Source organism: Polynucleobacter rarus (assembly GCF_003072505.1).
GTDB lineage: Bacteria > Pseudomonadota > Gammaproteobacteria > Burkholderiales > Burkholderiaceae > Polynucleobacter > Polynucleobacter rarus.
The window spans coordinates 2,240,132-2,254,054 of record NZ_NTGB01000001.1 but is presented as its reverse complement, the minus strand read 5'-3'; the positions used below and the strand labels follow the sequence as shown (position 1 = coordinate 2,254,054).

The 13,923-nt window shown below is 41.0% G+C and carries 16 protein-coding genes; 7 read left to right on the top strand and 9 right to left on the bottom strand.

Going from position 1 to position 13,923, the window contains the following annotated elements:
- Positions 1-137 precede the first annotated feature (137 nt).
- The gene (gene glyA / locus AOC35_RS10735; protein WP_108647080.1) at positions 138-1,385 is read left to right on the top strand and encodes a serine hydroxymethyltransferase; all 1,248 of its coding nucleotides are present in this window, start codon (positions 138-140) and stop codon (positions 1,383-1,385) included.
- Between the two features lie 9 nt (positions 1,386-1,394).
- Positions 1,395-1,841, top strand: a complete 447-nt coding sequence (gene nrdR / locus AOC35_RS10730) for a transcriptional regulator NrdR (RefSeq protein WP_108647079.1) — start codon at positions 1,395-1,397, stop codon at positions 1,839-1,841.
- Here nrdR and AOC35_RS10725 read toward each other — a convergent pair.
- The 7 genes from AOC35_RS10725 to AOC35_RS10695 are packed head-to-tail and all read right to left on the bottom strand — an operon-like array spanning position 1,838 to position 6,871.
- Positions 1,838-2,842 (bottom strand): dienelactone hydrolase family protein, encoded by a 1,005-nt coding sequence (locus AOC35_RS10725; RefSeq protein ID WP_108647078.1) that lies wholly within the window; start codon positions 2,840-2,842, stop codon positions 1,838-1,840. The two genes, nrdR and AOC35_RS10725, sit on opposite strands and share 4 nt — an antisense overlap.
- Before the next feature lie 4 nt (positions 2,843-2,846).
- The gene (gene adk / locus AOC35_RS10720; protein WP_108647077.1) at positions 2,847-3,512 is read right to left on the bottom strand and encodes an adenylate kinase; all 666 of its coding nucleotides are present in this window, start codon (positions 3,510-3,512) and stop codon (positions 2,847-2,849) included.
- 33 nt (positions 3,513-3,545) lie between these two features.
- Complete coding sequence (gene kdsB, locus AOC35_RS10715) at positions 3,546-4,313, bottom strand: 3-deoxy-manno-octulosonate cytidylyltransferase (RefSeq protein ID WP_108647076.1); 768 nt, start codon at positions 4,311-4,313, stop codon at positions 3,546-3,548.
- A gap of 40 nt (positions 4,314-4,353) precedes the next feature.
- Positions 4,354-4,530 (bottom strand): Trm112 family protein, encoded by a 177-nt coding sequence (locus AOC35_RS10710; RefSeq protein WP_108647075.1) that lies wholly within the window; start codon positions 4,528-4,530, stop codon positions 4,354-4,356.
- A 24-nt stretch (positions 4,531-4,554) separates the two neighbouring features.
- Positions 4,555-5,682 carry a tetraacyldisaccharide 4'-kinase gene (gene lpxK, locus AOC35_RS10705; RefSeq protein WP_108647074.1) on the bottom strand — a complete coding sequence of 376 codons (1,128 nt, stop codon included), beginning with the start codon at positions 5,680-5,682 and terminating at the stop codon, positions 4,555-4,557.
- Positions 5,683-5,721: 39 nt separating this feature from the next.
- A complete protein-coding gene (locus tag AOC35_RS10700) occupies positions 5,722-6,234 on the bottom strand; it encodes an ExbD/TolR family protein (RefSeq protein ID WP_245898486.1) in 513 nt (170 codons plus the stop codon).
- Positions 6,235-6,256: 22 nt separating this feature from the next.
- Positions 6,257-6,871, bottom strand: a complete 615-nt coding sequence (locus AOC35_RS10695; protein WP_108647073.1) for a MotA/TolQ/ExbB proton channel family protein — start codon at positions 6,869-6,871, stop codon at positions 6,257-6,259.
- A gap of 257 nt (positions 6,872-7,128) precedes the next feature.
- Here AOC35_RS10695 and xseA point away from each other — a divergent pair, with 257 nt between their 5' ends.
- The 4 genes from xseA to AOC35_RS10675 all read left to right on the top strand — a co-directional run bounded on the left by xseA (position 7,129) and on the right by AOC35_RS10675 (position 11,378).
- On the top strand, positions 7,129-8,472 hold the full coding sequence (xseA, locus tag AOC35_RS10690; protein WP_108647072.1) for an exodeoxyribonuclease VII large subunit: 1,344 nt from the start codon (positions 7,129-7,131) through the stop codon (positions 8,470-8,472).
- Positions 8,473-8,597: 125 nt separating this feature from the next.
- Complete coding sequence (gene sodB, locus AOC35_RS10685; protein ID WP_108647071.1) at positions 8,598-9,176, top strand: superoxide dismutase [Fe]; 579 nt, start codon at positions 8,598-8,600, stop codon at positions 9,174-9,176.
- Positions 9,177-9,441: 265 nt separating this feature from the next.
- The gene (locus AOC35_RS10680) at positions 9,442-10,734 is read left to right on the top strand and encodes an AAA family ATPase (RefSeq protein WP_159077555.1); all 1,293 of its coding nucleotides are present in this window, start codon (positions 9,442-9,444) and stop codon (positions 10,732-10,734) included.
- Positions 10,734-11,378, top strand: coding sequence for an RloB family protein (locus AOC35_RS10675; RefSeq protein WP_108647069.1), 645 nt, complete (start codon positions 10,734-10,736; stop codon positions 11,376-11,378). Before AOC35_RS10680 ends, AOC35_RS10675 begins: the two co-directional genes overlap by 1 nt.
- Here the strand turns inward: AOC35_RS10675 and murB are convergent.
- The gene (gene murB, locus AOC35_RS10670; protein ID WP_108647068.1) at positions 11,370-12,437 is read right to left on the bottom strand and encodes a UDP-N-acetylmuramate dehydrogenase; all 1,068 of its coding nucleotides are present in this window, start codon (positions 12,435-12,437) and stop codon (positions 11,370-11,372) included. The two genes, AOC35_RS10675 and murB, sit on opposite strands and share 9 nt — an antisense overlap.
- A gap of 43 nt (positions 12,438-12,480) precedes the next feature.
- On the opposite strand from murB, the gene AOC35_RS10665 reads away from it, so the two are divergent.
- Complete coding sequence (locus AOC35_RS10665; RefSeq protein ID WP_108647067.1) at positions 12,481-12,966, top strand: YajQ family cyclic di-GMP-binding protein; 486 nt, start codon at positions 12,481-12,483, stop codon at positions 12,964-12,966.
- 34 nt (positions 12,967-13,000) lie between these two features.
- On the opposite strand, the gene AOC35_RS10660 is transcribed toward AOC35_RS10665, so the two are convergent.
- Positions 13,001-13,903, bottom strand: coding sequence for an AEC family transporter (locus AOC35_RS10660; protein WP_108647066.1), 903 nt, complete (start codon positions 13,901-13,903; stop codon positions 13,001-13,003).
- Positions 13,904-13,923: the final 20 nt, after the last annotated feature.

Below are 13,923 nucleotides of genomic sequence, written 5' to 3'. Positions count from 1 at the left end.
CAATCCAGATTAAAAATCACTGAAATATTTTACTTTATCGAAAAACCACTAAAATAAAGGTCTTTTGGTGCGGAACTAAAAAGTTTTATCATGTTCTTCACCACTGATTTTAGCTTAAACCTCCAAGGAACCCAAACATGTTCGAAAGAAGTCACAACCTAGCCAAAACTGATCCTGCGCTTTGGGCAGCAATCCAATCAGAAAATGGTCGCCAAGAAGCACATATCGAGTTAATTGCCTCCGAAAACTATACTTCACCTGCTGTTTTAGAAGCGCAAGGTTCGCAATTAACTAATAAATATGCTGAAGGCTATCCAGGCAAGCGTTACTATGGTGGTTGTGAGTTCGTCGATATTGCCGAGCAATTAGCGATTGATCGCCTCAAAGCTCTATACGGTGCTGATGCTGCTAACGTACAACCCCATTGCGGTGCTTCGGCCAATGAAGCGGTGTTTTTAGCCTTCTTAAAACCAGGTGATACGATTTTAGGTATGAGTTTGGCAGAGGGCGGGCATTTAACCCATGGTATGGCTCTCAATATGAGCGGTAAATGGTTTAATAGCGTTCCTTACGGCTTAAACGCTCAGGAAGAAATTGACTATGACGCGATGGAGCGTCTTGCTCATGAACACAAGCCAAAATTGATTATTGCGGGTGCTTCTGCTTATTCTCTACATATTGATTTTGAGCGTTTTGCTAAAGTAGCTAAAGCAGTTGGTGCGATTTTCCTCGTCGACATGGCGCATTATTCAGGCTTAATTGCTGCTGGACTTTATCCCAATCCAGTACCCTATGCGGATGTCGTTACTTCCACTACGCACAAGAGTTTACGCGGTCCAAGAGGCGGCATCATCCTCATGAAAGCGGAACACGAAAAAGCCATTAACTCAGCGATTTTCCCTGGTTTACAGGGTGGTCCTTTAATGCACGTGATTGCAGCAAAAGCGGTAGCATTTTTGGAAGCGCAACAACCAGACTTTAAGGTCTATCAGCAACAAGTGTTAGATAACGCTGACGCGCTGGCGAAGACTTTGGTCCAAAGAGGTTTACGGATTGTTTCTGGAAAAACACAGTCCCATGTGATGTTAGTTGATTTACGCGCTAAAAATATTACTGGTAAAGAAGCAGAGCGTATTTTAGGACTCGCGCATATTACGGTGAACAAAAATGCGATACCGAATGATCCAGAAAAGCCATTTGTCACAAGTGGTATTCGGTTAGGCTCCCCAGCAATGACGACGCGTGGCTTCAAAGTGCCAGAAGCAGTTCAAGTTGGTAACTGGATTGCTGACATATTAGATCAACCGCAAAGTACTGAAACGATTAACCGAGTACGCTCTGAAGTTGAAGCACTCACCAAGCGTTTCCCTGTCTACGGAGCATAATTTAATCTAATGCACTGCCCATTCTGTCCTAATGAAGAGACCCAAGTAGTCGATTCTCGAGTTTCAGAGGACGGTCGGGCAGTTCGTCGTAGACGACGTTGCGAAAAGTGCGACAAACGCTTTACGACCTATGAGCGTATTGAACTGACTATGCCAACCTTAGTCAAAAAAGATGGTAGTCGTGTGGAGTACAGTCGCGATAAAATTTTGAGTTCAATGCGCCTAGCACTGCGTAAGCGGCCAGTCTCCTCAGAAGCCTTAGAGGCTGCAATTGCGCAGTTGGAAGAGAAGGTCATTAGTTTGGGTGAAAAAGAAATACCTACTTCTCGTGTAGGTGAGCTTGTCATGCGGGAACTTAAAAAACTCGACAAAGTTGCTTACATCCGTTTCGCTTCGGTTTATCGAAGTTTCGAGGATATCGAATCCTTTGAGTCCGCCCTCAAAGAGTTGCGTTAATTCTTACTAAATAAGCCTTCCAAAAACTGAGCAATTTTTTGCTTAGCAATTTTTGTTGCCTCAACGTCTGATCCTACATTTGGATTTCTTTCAACGCAAGCATCGGTATATTGAAATAATTTACCCGTCGCTGCGTTGATGAGTTGTCCAGGCGATTCTTCTTTAATTACACAATTCCTGACCGTTTGGGCATTAGTCGATGGTACGGGAGGATTTTTTCCAATCGGGGAGTCAAAGGCATGGGGGCCGAATGGGTACTCGTTTAACTGGACGTCTTGATTATTTGCTTTTAAACGTTCAACATAGGTCCGACAAGAGGTGACTGGGTTGTAATCATCAGCAATGCCGTGGTGCAGTCGAATCGGTTTACCAGTAGTGGTATTGTCGCCGATATATTGCGTTGAGCAATCAGCATAAAAAGGGATGTAAGCCGCAAATTCGATACCACTTTGATTCCATAGTTGATGAAAACGCTTATTGCTCGCAAAGAGTGTGGCTTGACCACCGCGAGAAAATCCCATCAGAACTATTTTTTTAGAATCAATTTGTGGATTGGATTTTAAAATATCAAGGATACGATAGGTGTCCAGAATCATGTTCAGGCGACCTAACTGGGCTTGATTGGGGCCTAGTACTTTGAGTCCTCTACCAGTGAAACTATCTAAATTAAAGGTGGCATAACCCTGCGCTAAAAAAGTATTTGACCAGTAATCTAGATTAGCACCTATGCCACTCGAGCCATGAACCAAAACGACCACGGGTAACTTACTAGAAATCTTCGTTGGATTGGGTGGATAACGCAAAATACCGCCAACTGTTACAGCCTTGCCCTGGCTATCCCCTTGTAAAAACTGAGAGTCGCTAATGGTTAAACTCGGAATTGAGTAAATTTCGGAACGGGATGAGACTCCGTAACTAGGCGGAGCAAGGCTTAGGTCTTGAGCATTTATCTGACTGAAACAGCTTAAGAGCAACCCAAAGATGAATAGGAATTTTTTCATTAAATTAAGCTAGTGCGTTAAAAACTTTAGTTGTAATCTCTTCGACTGATCCCGTGCCAGATATCTGGCGATAATTTGGCGGAGAAATCTGGGCAGAAGAATCGCCATTTTTAGCCCAAGTGGAATAATATTCAACCAATGGTTTGGTTTGCTGATCATAGACCTCAAGGCGCTTACGAACCGTGGTTTCTTTGTCATCTTCCCGCTGAATGAGTTCTTCACCTGTTTCGTCATCAATATTTTCAACTTTAGGCGGATTAAAACGGGTATGGTAAGTTCTGCCAGAAGCGATGTGAACACGACGACCACTCATGCGTTCAATAATTGCCTCAAACGGTACATCAATTTCAAGCACATAATCAATCGGCACGCTAGCATCCTTCATCGCTTGAGCCTGAGGAATCGTTCTAGGAAAGCCATCAAATAGGTAACCATTAATACAATCGGGCTGCGTAAGGCGATCTTTAACAAGTCCAATGATGATATCGTCGGAAACTAGTCCACCTGAGTCCATTACCTTTTTTGCAGCAATACCCATCGGCGTTCCCGCTTTGACCGCAGCACGAAGCATATCTCCTGTTGAAATTTGGGGAATACCAAACTTCTCGCAAATAAACTTTGCTTGCGTTCCCTTACCTGCACCGGGGGCACCTAACAAAATTAATCTCATGTTAATTCCTCTTTGATTGCAAAAATGACCGTATTAATTAGAAAACTTCCTAATATTGCTCCATTCTAGTCGAGCTTTTTCCAAATCCTCATAGGTATCTACACCGAGAGGAGGCATCTGTGCTGAAATTTCTACAGCAATCGAATAACCATACCACAAAGCCCTCAGTTGCTCTAACGCTTCCCACTGTTCAATCGGGGCAGGGGCTAATTGGGCAAAAGCCTTTAGAAAGTGCGCCTGATAAGCATAAATCCCAATATGACGAAGGCACCTCACTGAATCTGCAACGGTATTTTCATCACGTTGAAAGGGAATAGCAGCCCTAGAAAAATATAAGGCTTCACCTTTATGGTTTCGTACGATTTTTACAACATTGGGATTGTTAATTTCAATTATATCTGTAATGGGTACCCCAGCAGTCGCAATGGCACACTGAGGATGACTCTGTAATGAATGCGCCACTAGATTAATCAGTTCAGGCGGGATGAAAGGCTCATCGCCTTGCACGTTGACTACAATCTCGTCATCTGCGAGCCCTAGTAAAGCCACGACTTCACTTAAACGATCTGTTCCTGTTGGGTGCGTTGGTTTCGTTAAGATGACTTCAAACGGGAAATCACGACAGGCGCTTTCGATCTCAACTGAATCAGTTGCAATCACAATGCTCTTTGCTAAGCTTTTTTGCGCTTGCTGTGCAACTCGAATGACCATGGGGGCGCCGCCAATATCTGCGAGCGGCTTATTTGGCAATCGGGTAGATGCCATACGAGCTGGGATGATGACACGAAATGAATTAGGCATGAAGATGAAAAAGCGCTAAAAATGAAACTTTTAAAAAAGCTTAGGACAAGCTAGGAGCAATTTGTCGTGCTTGATCGATTAGCATGACTGGGATGTTATCTTTTACTGGATAGGCTAGTTTATCGAGATCACAAATTAATTCTGAGTTACTCTCATCAAAGCGCAATGATCCCTTACAGTTCGGACAAACTAGAATGCTTAAGAAACGTTTTTCCATCACTTTACTCTTTCCTAGAGGGTGTTAATGATTTCGACTTATCTGAGTTGTTATCCACTTTAAAAGGGTATCACTCAGGGTTGCCTCAAGAGGAACTACCCAAACCCGAGAATCATTCCAAGTATTACATTTTACGGCATCTTTCTCGGTAATTAAAACTAGTGGGTAGATGTCGGTGGGGAATTGGCTAAATGGATTCGATTTGAAATCGGCATGATCGGGTAGTCCCACCCCTTTTAGGTCTGGGAAAAAGGCTCTTAATGGGCCAAAAAATTTTTCCGGAAAGGCAATGCCAGCAATTGCAGCAACCCTTTTATCTGGATGATGAGTTGCCATCCAGCCGGCTAATTGATGGAGTGACTTTGGGACAATATCTACGTTTATCGCGTCAGTGCTTCTAGGGTGCAAAGGATAAGCTAGTCCCATTTCGCAAGATACCATCTGAGGAAGCTTGGGATCGAAGATGGGAGAAAGACTCCCCGTATAGAGTTTCCCATCATACTGTTGAGCACCTTGTGGAACGAGTTCGAGAGTGAGATCTCTAGCTCTAGTCGTCCCCTCACGAAGTGGACCTGCTGGTAATAAAAAACCATTGCCACTCCCACGTGCATCCTGAATCAAGATTTCGATATCTCGCCCACCTTCTCGGGCACATTTTCTGCCCAAAGCATAATGTTGCAAGCCGTCATCACTAATCAGAACATTACACTGCGGGTGCTTTTTAAGTAAACTGAGTGCTGTTTGGGCTCGTTTTTTCCCCACCCATATAGGGATCTTGAGGGCTGATAATTGCTGGGCAATCAAGGCCGGCTCATCACCTACTTCCTGCGCAGAATGGGAGTTGAGGACTTCTTGACTACTGTCATCTTGATCATTTTGAGCGCGGTAAGCTCTTGCGATTACCCCAGGTTGAAACCCATAAAAGTGGAGTGCTTTAGACAAAGCAATGACGATGGGCGTTTTACCTGTGCCGCCAATACGAATATTGCCGACAATAATGATTGGCACGGGCAGAGTTGTAGTGGAAAAAAGTCCTACTTGATAGGCTAGCTTTCGGCACCAAATAATCAGTCCATAAAGACAGGCAAGTGGTAATAAAAGCCAACTGAGTAAATTGACTGTTTCCCAAAAGCGAGGTGCGTGAAGATTCATAATGAATAAATTGAAAACTTTCAGCAGATTAAGGTTCGATTACTTCTTGGATTTCGCAGGATTCAAATCCTGCGTCGCAAATACCACTTGCGTAATATTAGCTTGACCTGCTAATTCTAGAACAAACATGACAGATTGGTGGGATGCTTTCGCATCGGCTGATATCACTATTCTGCCATTGCTTCTCTCTGGCGCACCTAAGGCGCTTGACTCTGTGTTTTGTGACAGATCCCATTGCTTGGCAAGTTGATTCATTTTCGAGCCCAACTGATCGATATCTACCGTCACCCCATTGATGGCATAGCGACCTTCTTTGCTAATGGCAATCTTCATTTCTTTCATGACGGGACTACTCGAGACACCTTGGGCGGTTGGCAAATTAATCGACAGTTGTTGATACTGGGTAAACGTAGTCGAAATCATTAAAAAAATTAAGATCACCAATAAAACATCAATAAATGGGATTAAATTGATTTCAGGCGGAGTCTGCAATAGAGAAGCTTCGTCAGTTTGCCCTGGCGTAGAATCAAGTAATGGTCGATGGGATAACAAGCTGGACTCTTATCTTATTTCTTTAATGGCCAAAATTGGCTTTAATGAATAATCTGGTCGCCTCGTTTAACTCGTCTTGGCGGTTATTGGCCATGCCGCGTAAAAAACGCCAACCAGCAATGGCAGGGATCGCAATCAGTAAACCAAAGGCGGTATTGTATAGAGCCATCGAAATACCCTGAGCAAGTTGGGTTGGGTTGCTGGTACCCCCTTGGCTAGCGAAAATTTCAATCATGCCTAAAACCGTCCCAAACAAACCCATTAAAGGTGCTAAAGTGGCAATGGTAGCTAAAGCATTCAGGTACTTATTGAGTTCCTTGAAACAGGGGCTAGCGATTTCGCGCATGGCTTCAAGACACTGTAATTGATCTTGGCCAAGAGAAATTGAATTCAAACCAGCAGACAATATTTTTCCTAAGATCGAATTTGCCCTAAGTTCCGAGATACGGGACGAAGTCAAGTGGTTTGAAGCTTGAAGTTCAATTGACAAAGTAAGCGCTTGCTCCAATGCAATCTTTGGTGAAATCCGATTTTTTCGTAAAAACCAGGTACGCTCAAGCAAAATTGCAAGACCTATAATGGAAATAAAGAGAAGAGGCCAGATTGGCCAGCCAGTTGCGAGAATAATTGTTAACATATCGATACTTTACATGATTTGCCTGTGGATAACCCTGTGCAAAACTATTTGAAATAAAAAATTTATTTGTTGAATTGTCAAAATATTCCTGTTAGGGTTTATCATAATATGGATGTAAAATGCTTTAAATACAATGACTTATGTGATTTATCCTAATTTTTAGTATTAATTTATCCTTGACAACGAACCTGTGATTAAGCCTGTGGACATTTATTCCCTTCAAACCCTTTTAAATATTAGATTGCTTGGTAAAAAGCATGGAAAATAGTAACAAAATCCTGAGTGTTGGCGAATTTAACCAATTATTATCTGACTTTATTTCGTCAAATTTTGATACTGTATGGGTTAAGGGGGAGTTATCCAATTTCAAAAGCTATCCGAGTGGGCACTGGTATTTTAAATTAAAGGATGAATCAGGTCAGATTAATGGTGTGATGTTTCGGGGGCGCAATACTAGCGTCGATTTCACGCCAAAGGATGGTGACCAAATTGAAATCGGAGCCCAAGTCAATTTTTATGCTCCTCGGGGTGAAATTAACCTCAATGTTCAGGTCATGCGTAAAGCGGGCGCTGGAGTCTTATTTGAATCTTTTTTAAAGTTAAAGCAAAAATTAGAGTTGGAGGGACTATTTAGTCCAAGCAACAAAAAACCAATCCCTAAAATTCCTCGAGCAATTGGGATTATTACTTCAAGCCAGGCAGCAGCCCTGAAAGATGTTTTAACCACCCTAGAACGACGCGCAAGTTTTATCCCCATTGTTTTGTATCCTAGCTTAGTGCAGGGTAGTGAAGCCCCAGCAAATCTCATCAAGGCCTTACAACGAGCACAAACTGCTAATGAGGTAGATGTCATTCTGCTAGTTAGAGGGGGTGGCAGTATTGAAGATTTATGGGCGTTTAATGATGAGACCCTAGCGCGACTCATTGCCAAAAGTACAATTCCTATTATTTCAGGGGTTGGCCACGAAACGGACTTTACGATTGCTGACTTTGTAGCGGATCTGCGGGCACCTACACCGACGGCGGCTGCGGAAATGGCAGCACCTGACGGTTTAGAACTTCTCAGAAACTTAGAAAATGTAAGTAATCGGATCCATCGGATGGCAAAAACGCGGCTAGAATCTGAGGCGCAACGCCTAGACCATCTCGTCTTACGACTGAACCACGCAATTCCTAATCCTGAGCAAATGCGTCAACAACAGGTCCTTCTGAATAACCGTTTGAACCGAGCACTCGTCGAAAAATTGCGATCCTCAAAACAGCAGCTAAGCTATTTGCAAACTCGACTTGATGCGATTACTCCAGCCAAACGCCTTAAAAATGAATATCAAGTTCTTGAAAAATACCAACATCGTATTCAATTAACGATGCAAGGGCGGTATCAAAGGGAGTTATCGAAATCACAATACTTAAAAATGCAATTAGAAACACTCAGTCCCAACCGAACTTTGGAACGGGGATACTCCTTGGTATTAGAAGATGGGAAACCCTTGAGTAATCCGCAGCAGTTAAAAGTAAAACACCAATACACTATTGAAATGGCACTGGGAAGTGCGCAAGTTCAAATGACTGAGATTAAAGTCGCAACCAAAAATAGTTGATACAAATCAGTTATTAACCAAAAAAGTGAAGCGGTTTATGAAACTGTCAAGAAATCGTCTTACAATCTTAATACAACGAATTGATGGAATTTTGAAATTTGACTTAAATAACCCTAGGAGATGTCATGGAACACGCATTACCGCAATTACCTTATGCTTTAGACGCTTTAGCACCCCATATTTCAAAAGAAACTTTAGAGTTTCACTATGGTAAGCATCACCAAACTTATGTAACCAACCTCAATAACCTCCAAAAAGGTACTGAGTTTGAAAACATGAGTTTAGAAGAAATTGTTAAGAAATCATCTGGTGGTGTTTTCAACAATGCAGCTCAAGTTTGGAACCACACTTTTTACTGGATGGGTTTAACTCCAACTGGTAGCGGTGCTCCAACTGGTGCCTTAGCTGATGCAATCAATGCTAAATGGGGTTCATTTGACAAATTCAAAGAAGAATTTACTAAATGTGCTGTTGGTACTTTTGGTTCAGGTTGGGCTTGGTTAGTGAAAAAAGCAGATGGTTCTTTAGATTTAGTTTCAACTAGCAACGCTGCTACACCACTCACAACCGATGCAAAAGCATTGCTAACATGTGACGTTTGGGAACATGCTTATTATGTTGACTACCGTAATGCACGTCCAAAATATGTTGAGTCATTTTGGAATCTCGTGAACTGGGATTTTGTTGCAGCAAACTTTGCTTAATTAAAGTTAAGTGTAGTGGTGACTTGTTTGGTTTGACCTGAAATAGTAGATGCAAACCTAAAGTCACAGAAGAAAAAAATAGTAGCAAAAAGGGATTGTCGATGAACTTCGACAATCCCTTTTTGTTTCTAAAGGCACTCACGTTTAGGTTAAATTACCAAGGTTATTTCAAAAAATAAATGACGCAAAATGATTGATATGTTAAATTAATATGTGAATTACGTGGAAAAATCGTAAATATTGAAACTAAATTAATGGAATGGGTATGTTAATTGAATTTAGCGTAACAAACTATCGCTCTATTTTAGGCAAACAAACCCTCAGTTTAGTAGCAGGGGTTGGAAATGATCATGAGCAAAAAAATGTGATTCATTGTGATGGTAATCAAGATAGACTTTTAAGGTCTGCTGCAATTTATGGGCCAAATGCCGCTGGGAAGAGTAACTTAATGAAAGCGATTTCGTTGCTTCAATGGTTAATAATACACACGGCATCTTCTCAAGAAGGTGTGCAAATTTCAGGAATTGTACCCTTTCTGTTAGATAAAGATTCGACCCATGCACCGACAGAATTGAACATCGTCTTTGTGGCAGATGATGGTGTGAAGTATGAGTATTTTGTATCTGCAACGTCCCAGTTAATTTACAAAGAATGGCTCGTGGCCTATCCGAACAATCGTCCACAAAGATGGTTTGAGAGAGAGTTAAACCCTGTTTCAAAAAAATATGATTGGTGGTTTGGCACGAAGTTTAAAGGGGATAAGGCTGAGAAAAAGGTGTGGAGTGAGTTTACGAGAGGTAATGCACTCTTTTTTTCTACCGCTATTCAATTGAATAACGCGCAGTTAAAGCCTGCATTTAATTGGATTGTGAATAAGTTAATTGTACTTGCGTCTGGGGTAGCAATTGACCCTCATTTAAGTATTGATTTAATCAAATTAAACCAAGAGGGTAAGATATTAGATTATTTAAAAGCAGCAGATATTGGTATCGATGGAATTAGAATTCAGGAAGATGATCAACAAGCACCAAATGCTCAAGGATCGATGCGTAACCCTTTGACATTTTCATCAAGAACAAATCTGTCCGGTGGCTTTAATCCTCCCGAGGGCCTTGGTTCGCTTTTGATGAGTATTCTTACTGATCACATTACAAATAATGACTCTACTGTTCATTTTTCACTAGAGGATGAGTCAGAGGGAACTAAAAAGTTATTTCACTTAACTGGTGGATGGATTAAATCTTTGGAGGGGGGGGCAACCCTTCTAGTCGATGAATTAGAAAGTAGCCTACACCCCTTTATTAGTAAATTTTTAGTGGGTTTATTTCATAGTTCAAAAAATATCAATAATGCCCAGCTCGTTTTCACAACACATGATACTAATTTACTAGATACCAATTTATTGAGGCGTGATCAGATTTGGTTTGTTGAGAAAAATTCTAATAAAGCAACTGAGCTGTATTCTTTATTGGAATACAAGCCGAGAAAAGATGAAGTAATTGAACGTGGTTATCTGAAGGGAAGATACGGCGCAATACCATTTGTTAGGGAATTTTAGTGCCGCAAAAAAGAATTTCGGTTGTTCGTAAAAGTAAGGGATTTAAAAGAAAAGATAGTATTCGAGAGTCCTCACCGGCGATGCTCATCGTATGTGAGGGAATAACAGAAGAAATTTACTTTAAAAGCTTGAGAAGCCAATTAAATTTAAAAACCACTCAGATTGTTATCGCCAATAACAAAAAAGATTCTGCACCAATTAATCTCGTTAAAAAAGCCGAAGAATTACAACATCAAGACGATGGATTTGAGATCATATTTTGCGTATTTGACAAAGATCAGCACCAATCATTTGACTCTGCAAGAGCTAAAATTAAAAAATTATCGAGCCAGAAAAAAATGTCGATACCTATTTATGAAGCAGTCAGTGTTCCCTGTTTTGAGTTTTGGATTTTGTTGCATTATAAAAGAACAGATATGGCATTTAAGTCATCACGTGAAATAATTGAATTATTAACTAAAAATCAATACATCCAACACTATAGAAAATGTGATTATTTGTTGATGCTTGAACTAATGGAAAAAGTGGATATTGCATTACAAAATGCAATTTGGTTAGAAAATCAGGATTATATTGAAAATGAAAATCCAATGACCAGTGTCCATAAGTTAGTTCAAAAAATGAAGGATTTTAATTCAAGGTAAATTATTTGGTTCTTGACTCAGAGTTACGCCAAATTTTTCTAAAACCGTCTGTTTGATGTGATTTGCTAATGCCAACATTTCAGATCCTTTTGCAGTCCCATGATTCACAAGGACTAATGCTTGTTTTTCATAAACCCCGCAATCGCCAACTCTGTAACCTTTTAGGCCGCATTGATCAATTAACCAGCCGGCTGCTAATTTAAACTGTTTTTCACCTAAAAGGTCTGGGGCAGGATAGCTAACTAGACCTGTAAATTTCTCTTTTAACTGGGTGTAGGTTGCCAAATCAACGATCGGGTTATGGAAAAAACTACCCGCATTACCAAGTAGTGCTGGATCGGGTAACTTTTTTGAGCGAATCATAACTACCGCGTCAAAAATATCTTGGGCAGAAGGAGACTTATTGTCTAAAAAGTAGTTCGCCAGTTCTGCATAACTTAAGTTAGCTTGCCACTTTTTGGGAATAGCGAAACGCACTTGGGTAACTACATAAGCTTGTAGGTCACGTTTAAAAATGCTATCACGGTAAGCAAATGCACATTCTTCTTTAGGAATAACTTGCCAATTTTGTTGGATATTGAGATCAACTTCAGTATTTGCTTGGGTTTCAAGAACTAACTTGGTATCTAGGACCTCAACGGAATCAATCATGGAAGCTGCTTCGGCACCGTAAGCACCGATATTTTGAATGGGAGCAGCTCCCGTGGTCCCTGGAATCAATGCTAAATTTTCTAGGCCAGGATAACCCTCTTCTATCGTCCACTTTACAAATTCATGCCAATTTTCACCCGCCCCACAATCGATATAAAAATGCGTCGCTGACTCAGAGACGAGTTTTTTACCGAAGATAGCCATATGAATAGTCAGGCCCGGTAAAAAATCCTGTAAAACGACATTACTGCCGCTCCCAAGGACCTGCCACGGCATTTTTTTCTGATTGGCAAATTCAATGGCATTCAGCAAGTCGTGCTCATTCTCCACGCTGACAAAATATTCAGCATGGGATAAAAAACCAAAAGAATTTAGTTTTTGAAGAGAAAAATTGGATTGAATGTTCACAGGAGGATATTATTACTTATTAAATGATGAATAGGAGAATTTAATGCCCTCTTTTGATGTGGTCTGCGAGCCAGATATGATTGAAGTAAAAAACGCTTTAGAACAAGCAAATAAAGAAATTAGTACGCGCTTCGACTTTAAGGGTTCTGATGCAAGAGTTGAGATGAAAGAACAGCAATTAACCATGTTTGCTGATGATGATTTCAAAATCGCGCAGGTAAAAGACGTCTTATTGAACAAAATGGCGAAACGCAATGTCGACGTGCGCTTTTTAACCGACGGTAAGAAAGAAAAGATCTCAGGCGACAAGGTCAAACAATTCATTGACATCCAAAAAGGGATCAACGGTGATTTAGCTAAGAAAATTGTTCGTATTATTAAAGATAGCAAAATTAAAGTACAAGCCAGTATTCAAGGCGATGCTGTCAGAGTTACTGGCGCAAAACGCGATGACTTGCAAGCTACCATAGCTTTGCTGCGTAAGGATGTGCCTGAATCACCTCTAAATTTCAATAATTTCAGGGACTAACTTTACCCCTTAGCAGTTAGGCCAAACAACTCAGCTAAGAAGACTGCAATAAAGCAATCCAAAATGGCATAGTGAAGGCCGCACCAATCGTCATCAGTGAAATCGTCACTGAGACGATTGGGCCATTACCCCCCATCCGGGTTGCCATCACAAAAGCACTCGTGGCGGTTGGAACGCTCGCAATTAAAACTGCGGTGGTGAGTTGAGGTTTTGGCAGGTGCAAAACATAGTTACCGACGGTAAAAATAAATAATGGAAAGATGATTAATTTCAAAAATGTCCAAAAGAAGACAAGAGCCATCTCTTTTTTAGCACTAACCCATCCTAAACTAGCGCCTACCGTCATCAAACCAATCGTAATTGATGCGCTCCCCATGCGTTGCAAATTCGAGTGAATAAAATCGGGTAAGGGAAAATGGGTTAGGTTGATGAGTAAACCTAATACGGTAGCAATCACGAACGGATTTTTGATGAGTTCCATCAATACATTGTTTTGCGAATTTCTGGATAAAGAAATAATCGATAAGGCATTGGAGAGAGGCACAAGACTTGCCACTGCGATAGCCATCAACGCAAGACCTTCTTCCCCACCTAGGCGAAGAGCGACTGCAAAGGCAATAAAGGTATTAAACCTAAAAGATGTCTGAATCCCTGAATGATGACTCACCGGATCGGGGTGCCAAAGCCATTTGGCACTATAGGCTAAGAAGGCCATGAGCATCATGCCAACCGCTAACAGTAATAACATGGAGACATTGTCTGCCCATACTAATTTTGCGCGACTAGCTGAAGAAACTAAAAGGGCTGGAAATAAAATCCAATACACAATTTTTTCAAGCGCAACCCATATTTCACGATTGAGAAATGTAAAACGATTTAATCCCCAAGCAAAGATCATGAGAATAAAATCAGGAAGTAAAATAAGGGCAGTATTCAAGAGATTTCATCGGTTGGACT

Bases quoted from the DNA above. Each gene is read 5' to 3' on its own strand.
- glyA (WP_108647080.1), top strand. From the start codon at position 138: ATGTTCGAAAGAAGTCACAACCTAGCCAAAACTGATCCTGCGCTTTGG.
- nrdR (WP_108647079.1), top strand. From the start codon at position 1,395: ATGCACTGCCCATTCTGTCCTAATGAAGAGACCCAAGTAGTCGATTCT.
- AOC35_RS10725 (WP_108647078.1), bottom strand. From the start codon at position 2,842: ATGAAAAAATTCCTATTCATCTTTGGGTTGCTCTTAAGCTGTTTCAGT.
- adk (WP_108647077.1), bottom strand. From the start codon at position 3,512: ATGAGATTAATTTTGTTAGGTGCCCCCGGTGCAGGTAAGGGAACGCAA.
- kdsB (WP_108647076.1), bottom strand. From the start codon at position 4,313: ATGCCTAATTCATTTCGTGTCATCATCCCAGCTCGTATGGCATCTACC.
- AOC35_RS10710 (WP_108647075.1), bottom strand. From the start codon at position 4,530: ATGGAAAAACGTTTCTTAAGCATTCTAGTTTGTCCGAACTGTAAGGGA.
- lpxK (WP_108647074.1), bottom strand. From the start codon at position 5,682: ATGAATCTTCACGCACCTCGCTTTTGGGAAACAGTCAATTTACTCAGT.
- AOC35_RS10695 (WP_108647073.1), bottom strand. From the start codon at position 6,871: ATGTTAACAATTATTCTCGCAACTGGCTGGCCAATCTGGCCTCTTCTC.
- xseA (WP_108647072.1), top strand. From the start codon at position 7,129: ATGGAAAATAGTAACAAAATCCTGAGTGTTGGCGAATTTAACCAATTA.
- sodB (WP_108647071.1), top strand. From the start codon at position 8,598: ATGGAACACGCATTACCGCAATTACCTTATGCTTTAGACGCTTTAGCA.
- AOC35_RS10680 (WP_159077555.1), top strand. From the start codon at position 9,442: ATGTTAATTGAATTTAGCGTAACAAACTATCGCTCTATTTTAGGCAAA.
- AOC35_RS10665 (WP_108647067.1), top strand. From the start codon at position 12,481: ATGCCCTCTTTTGATGTGGTCTGCGAGCCAGATATGATTGAAGTAAAA.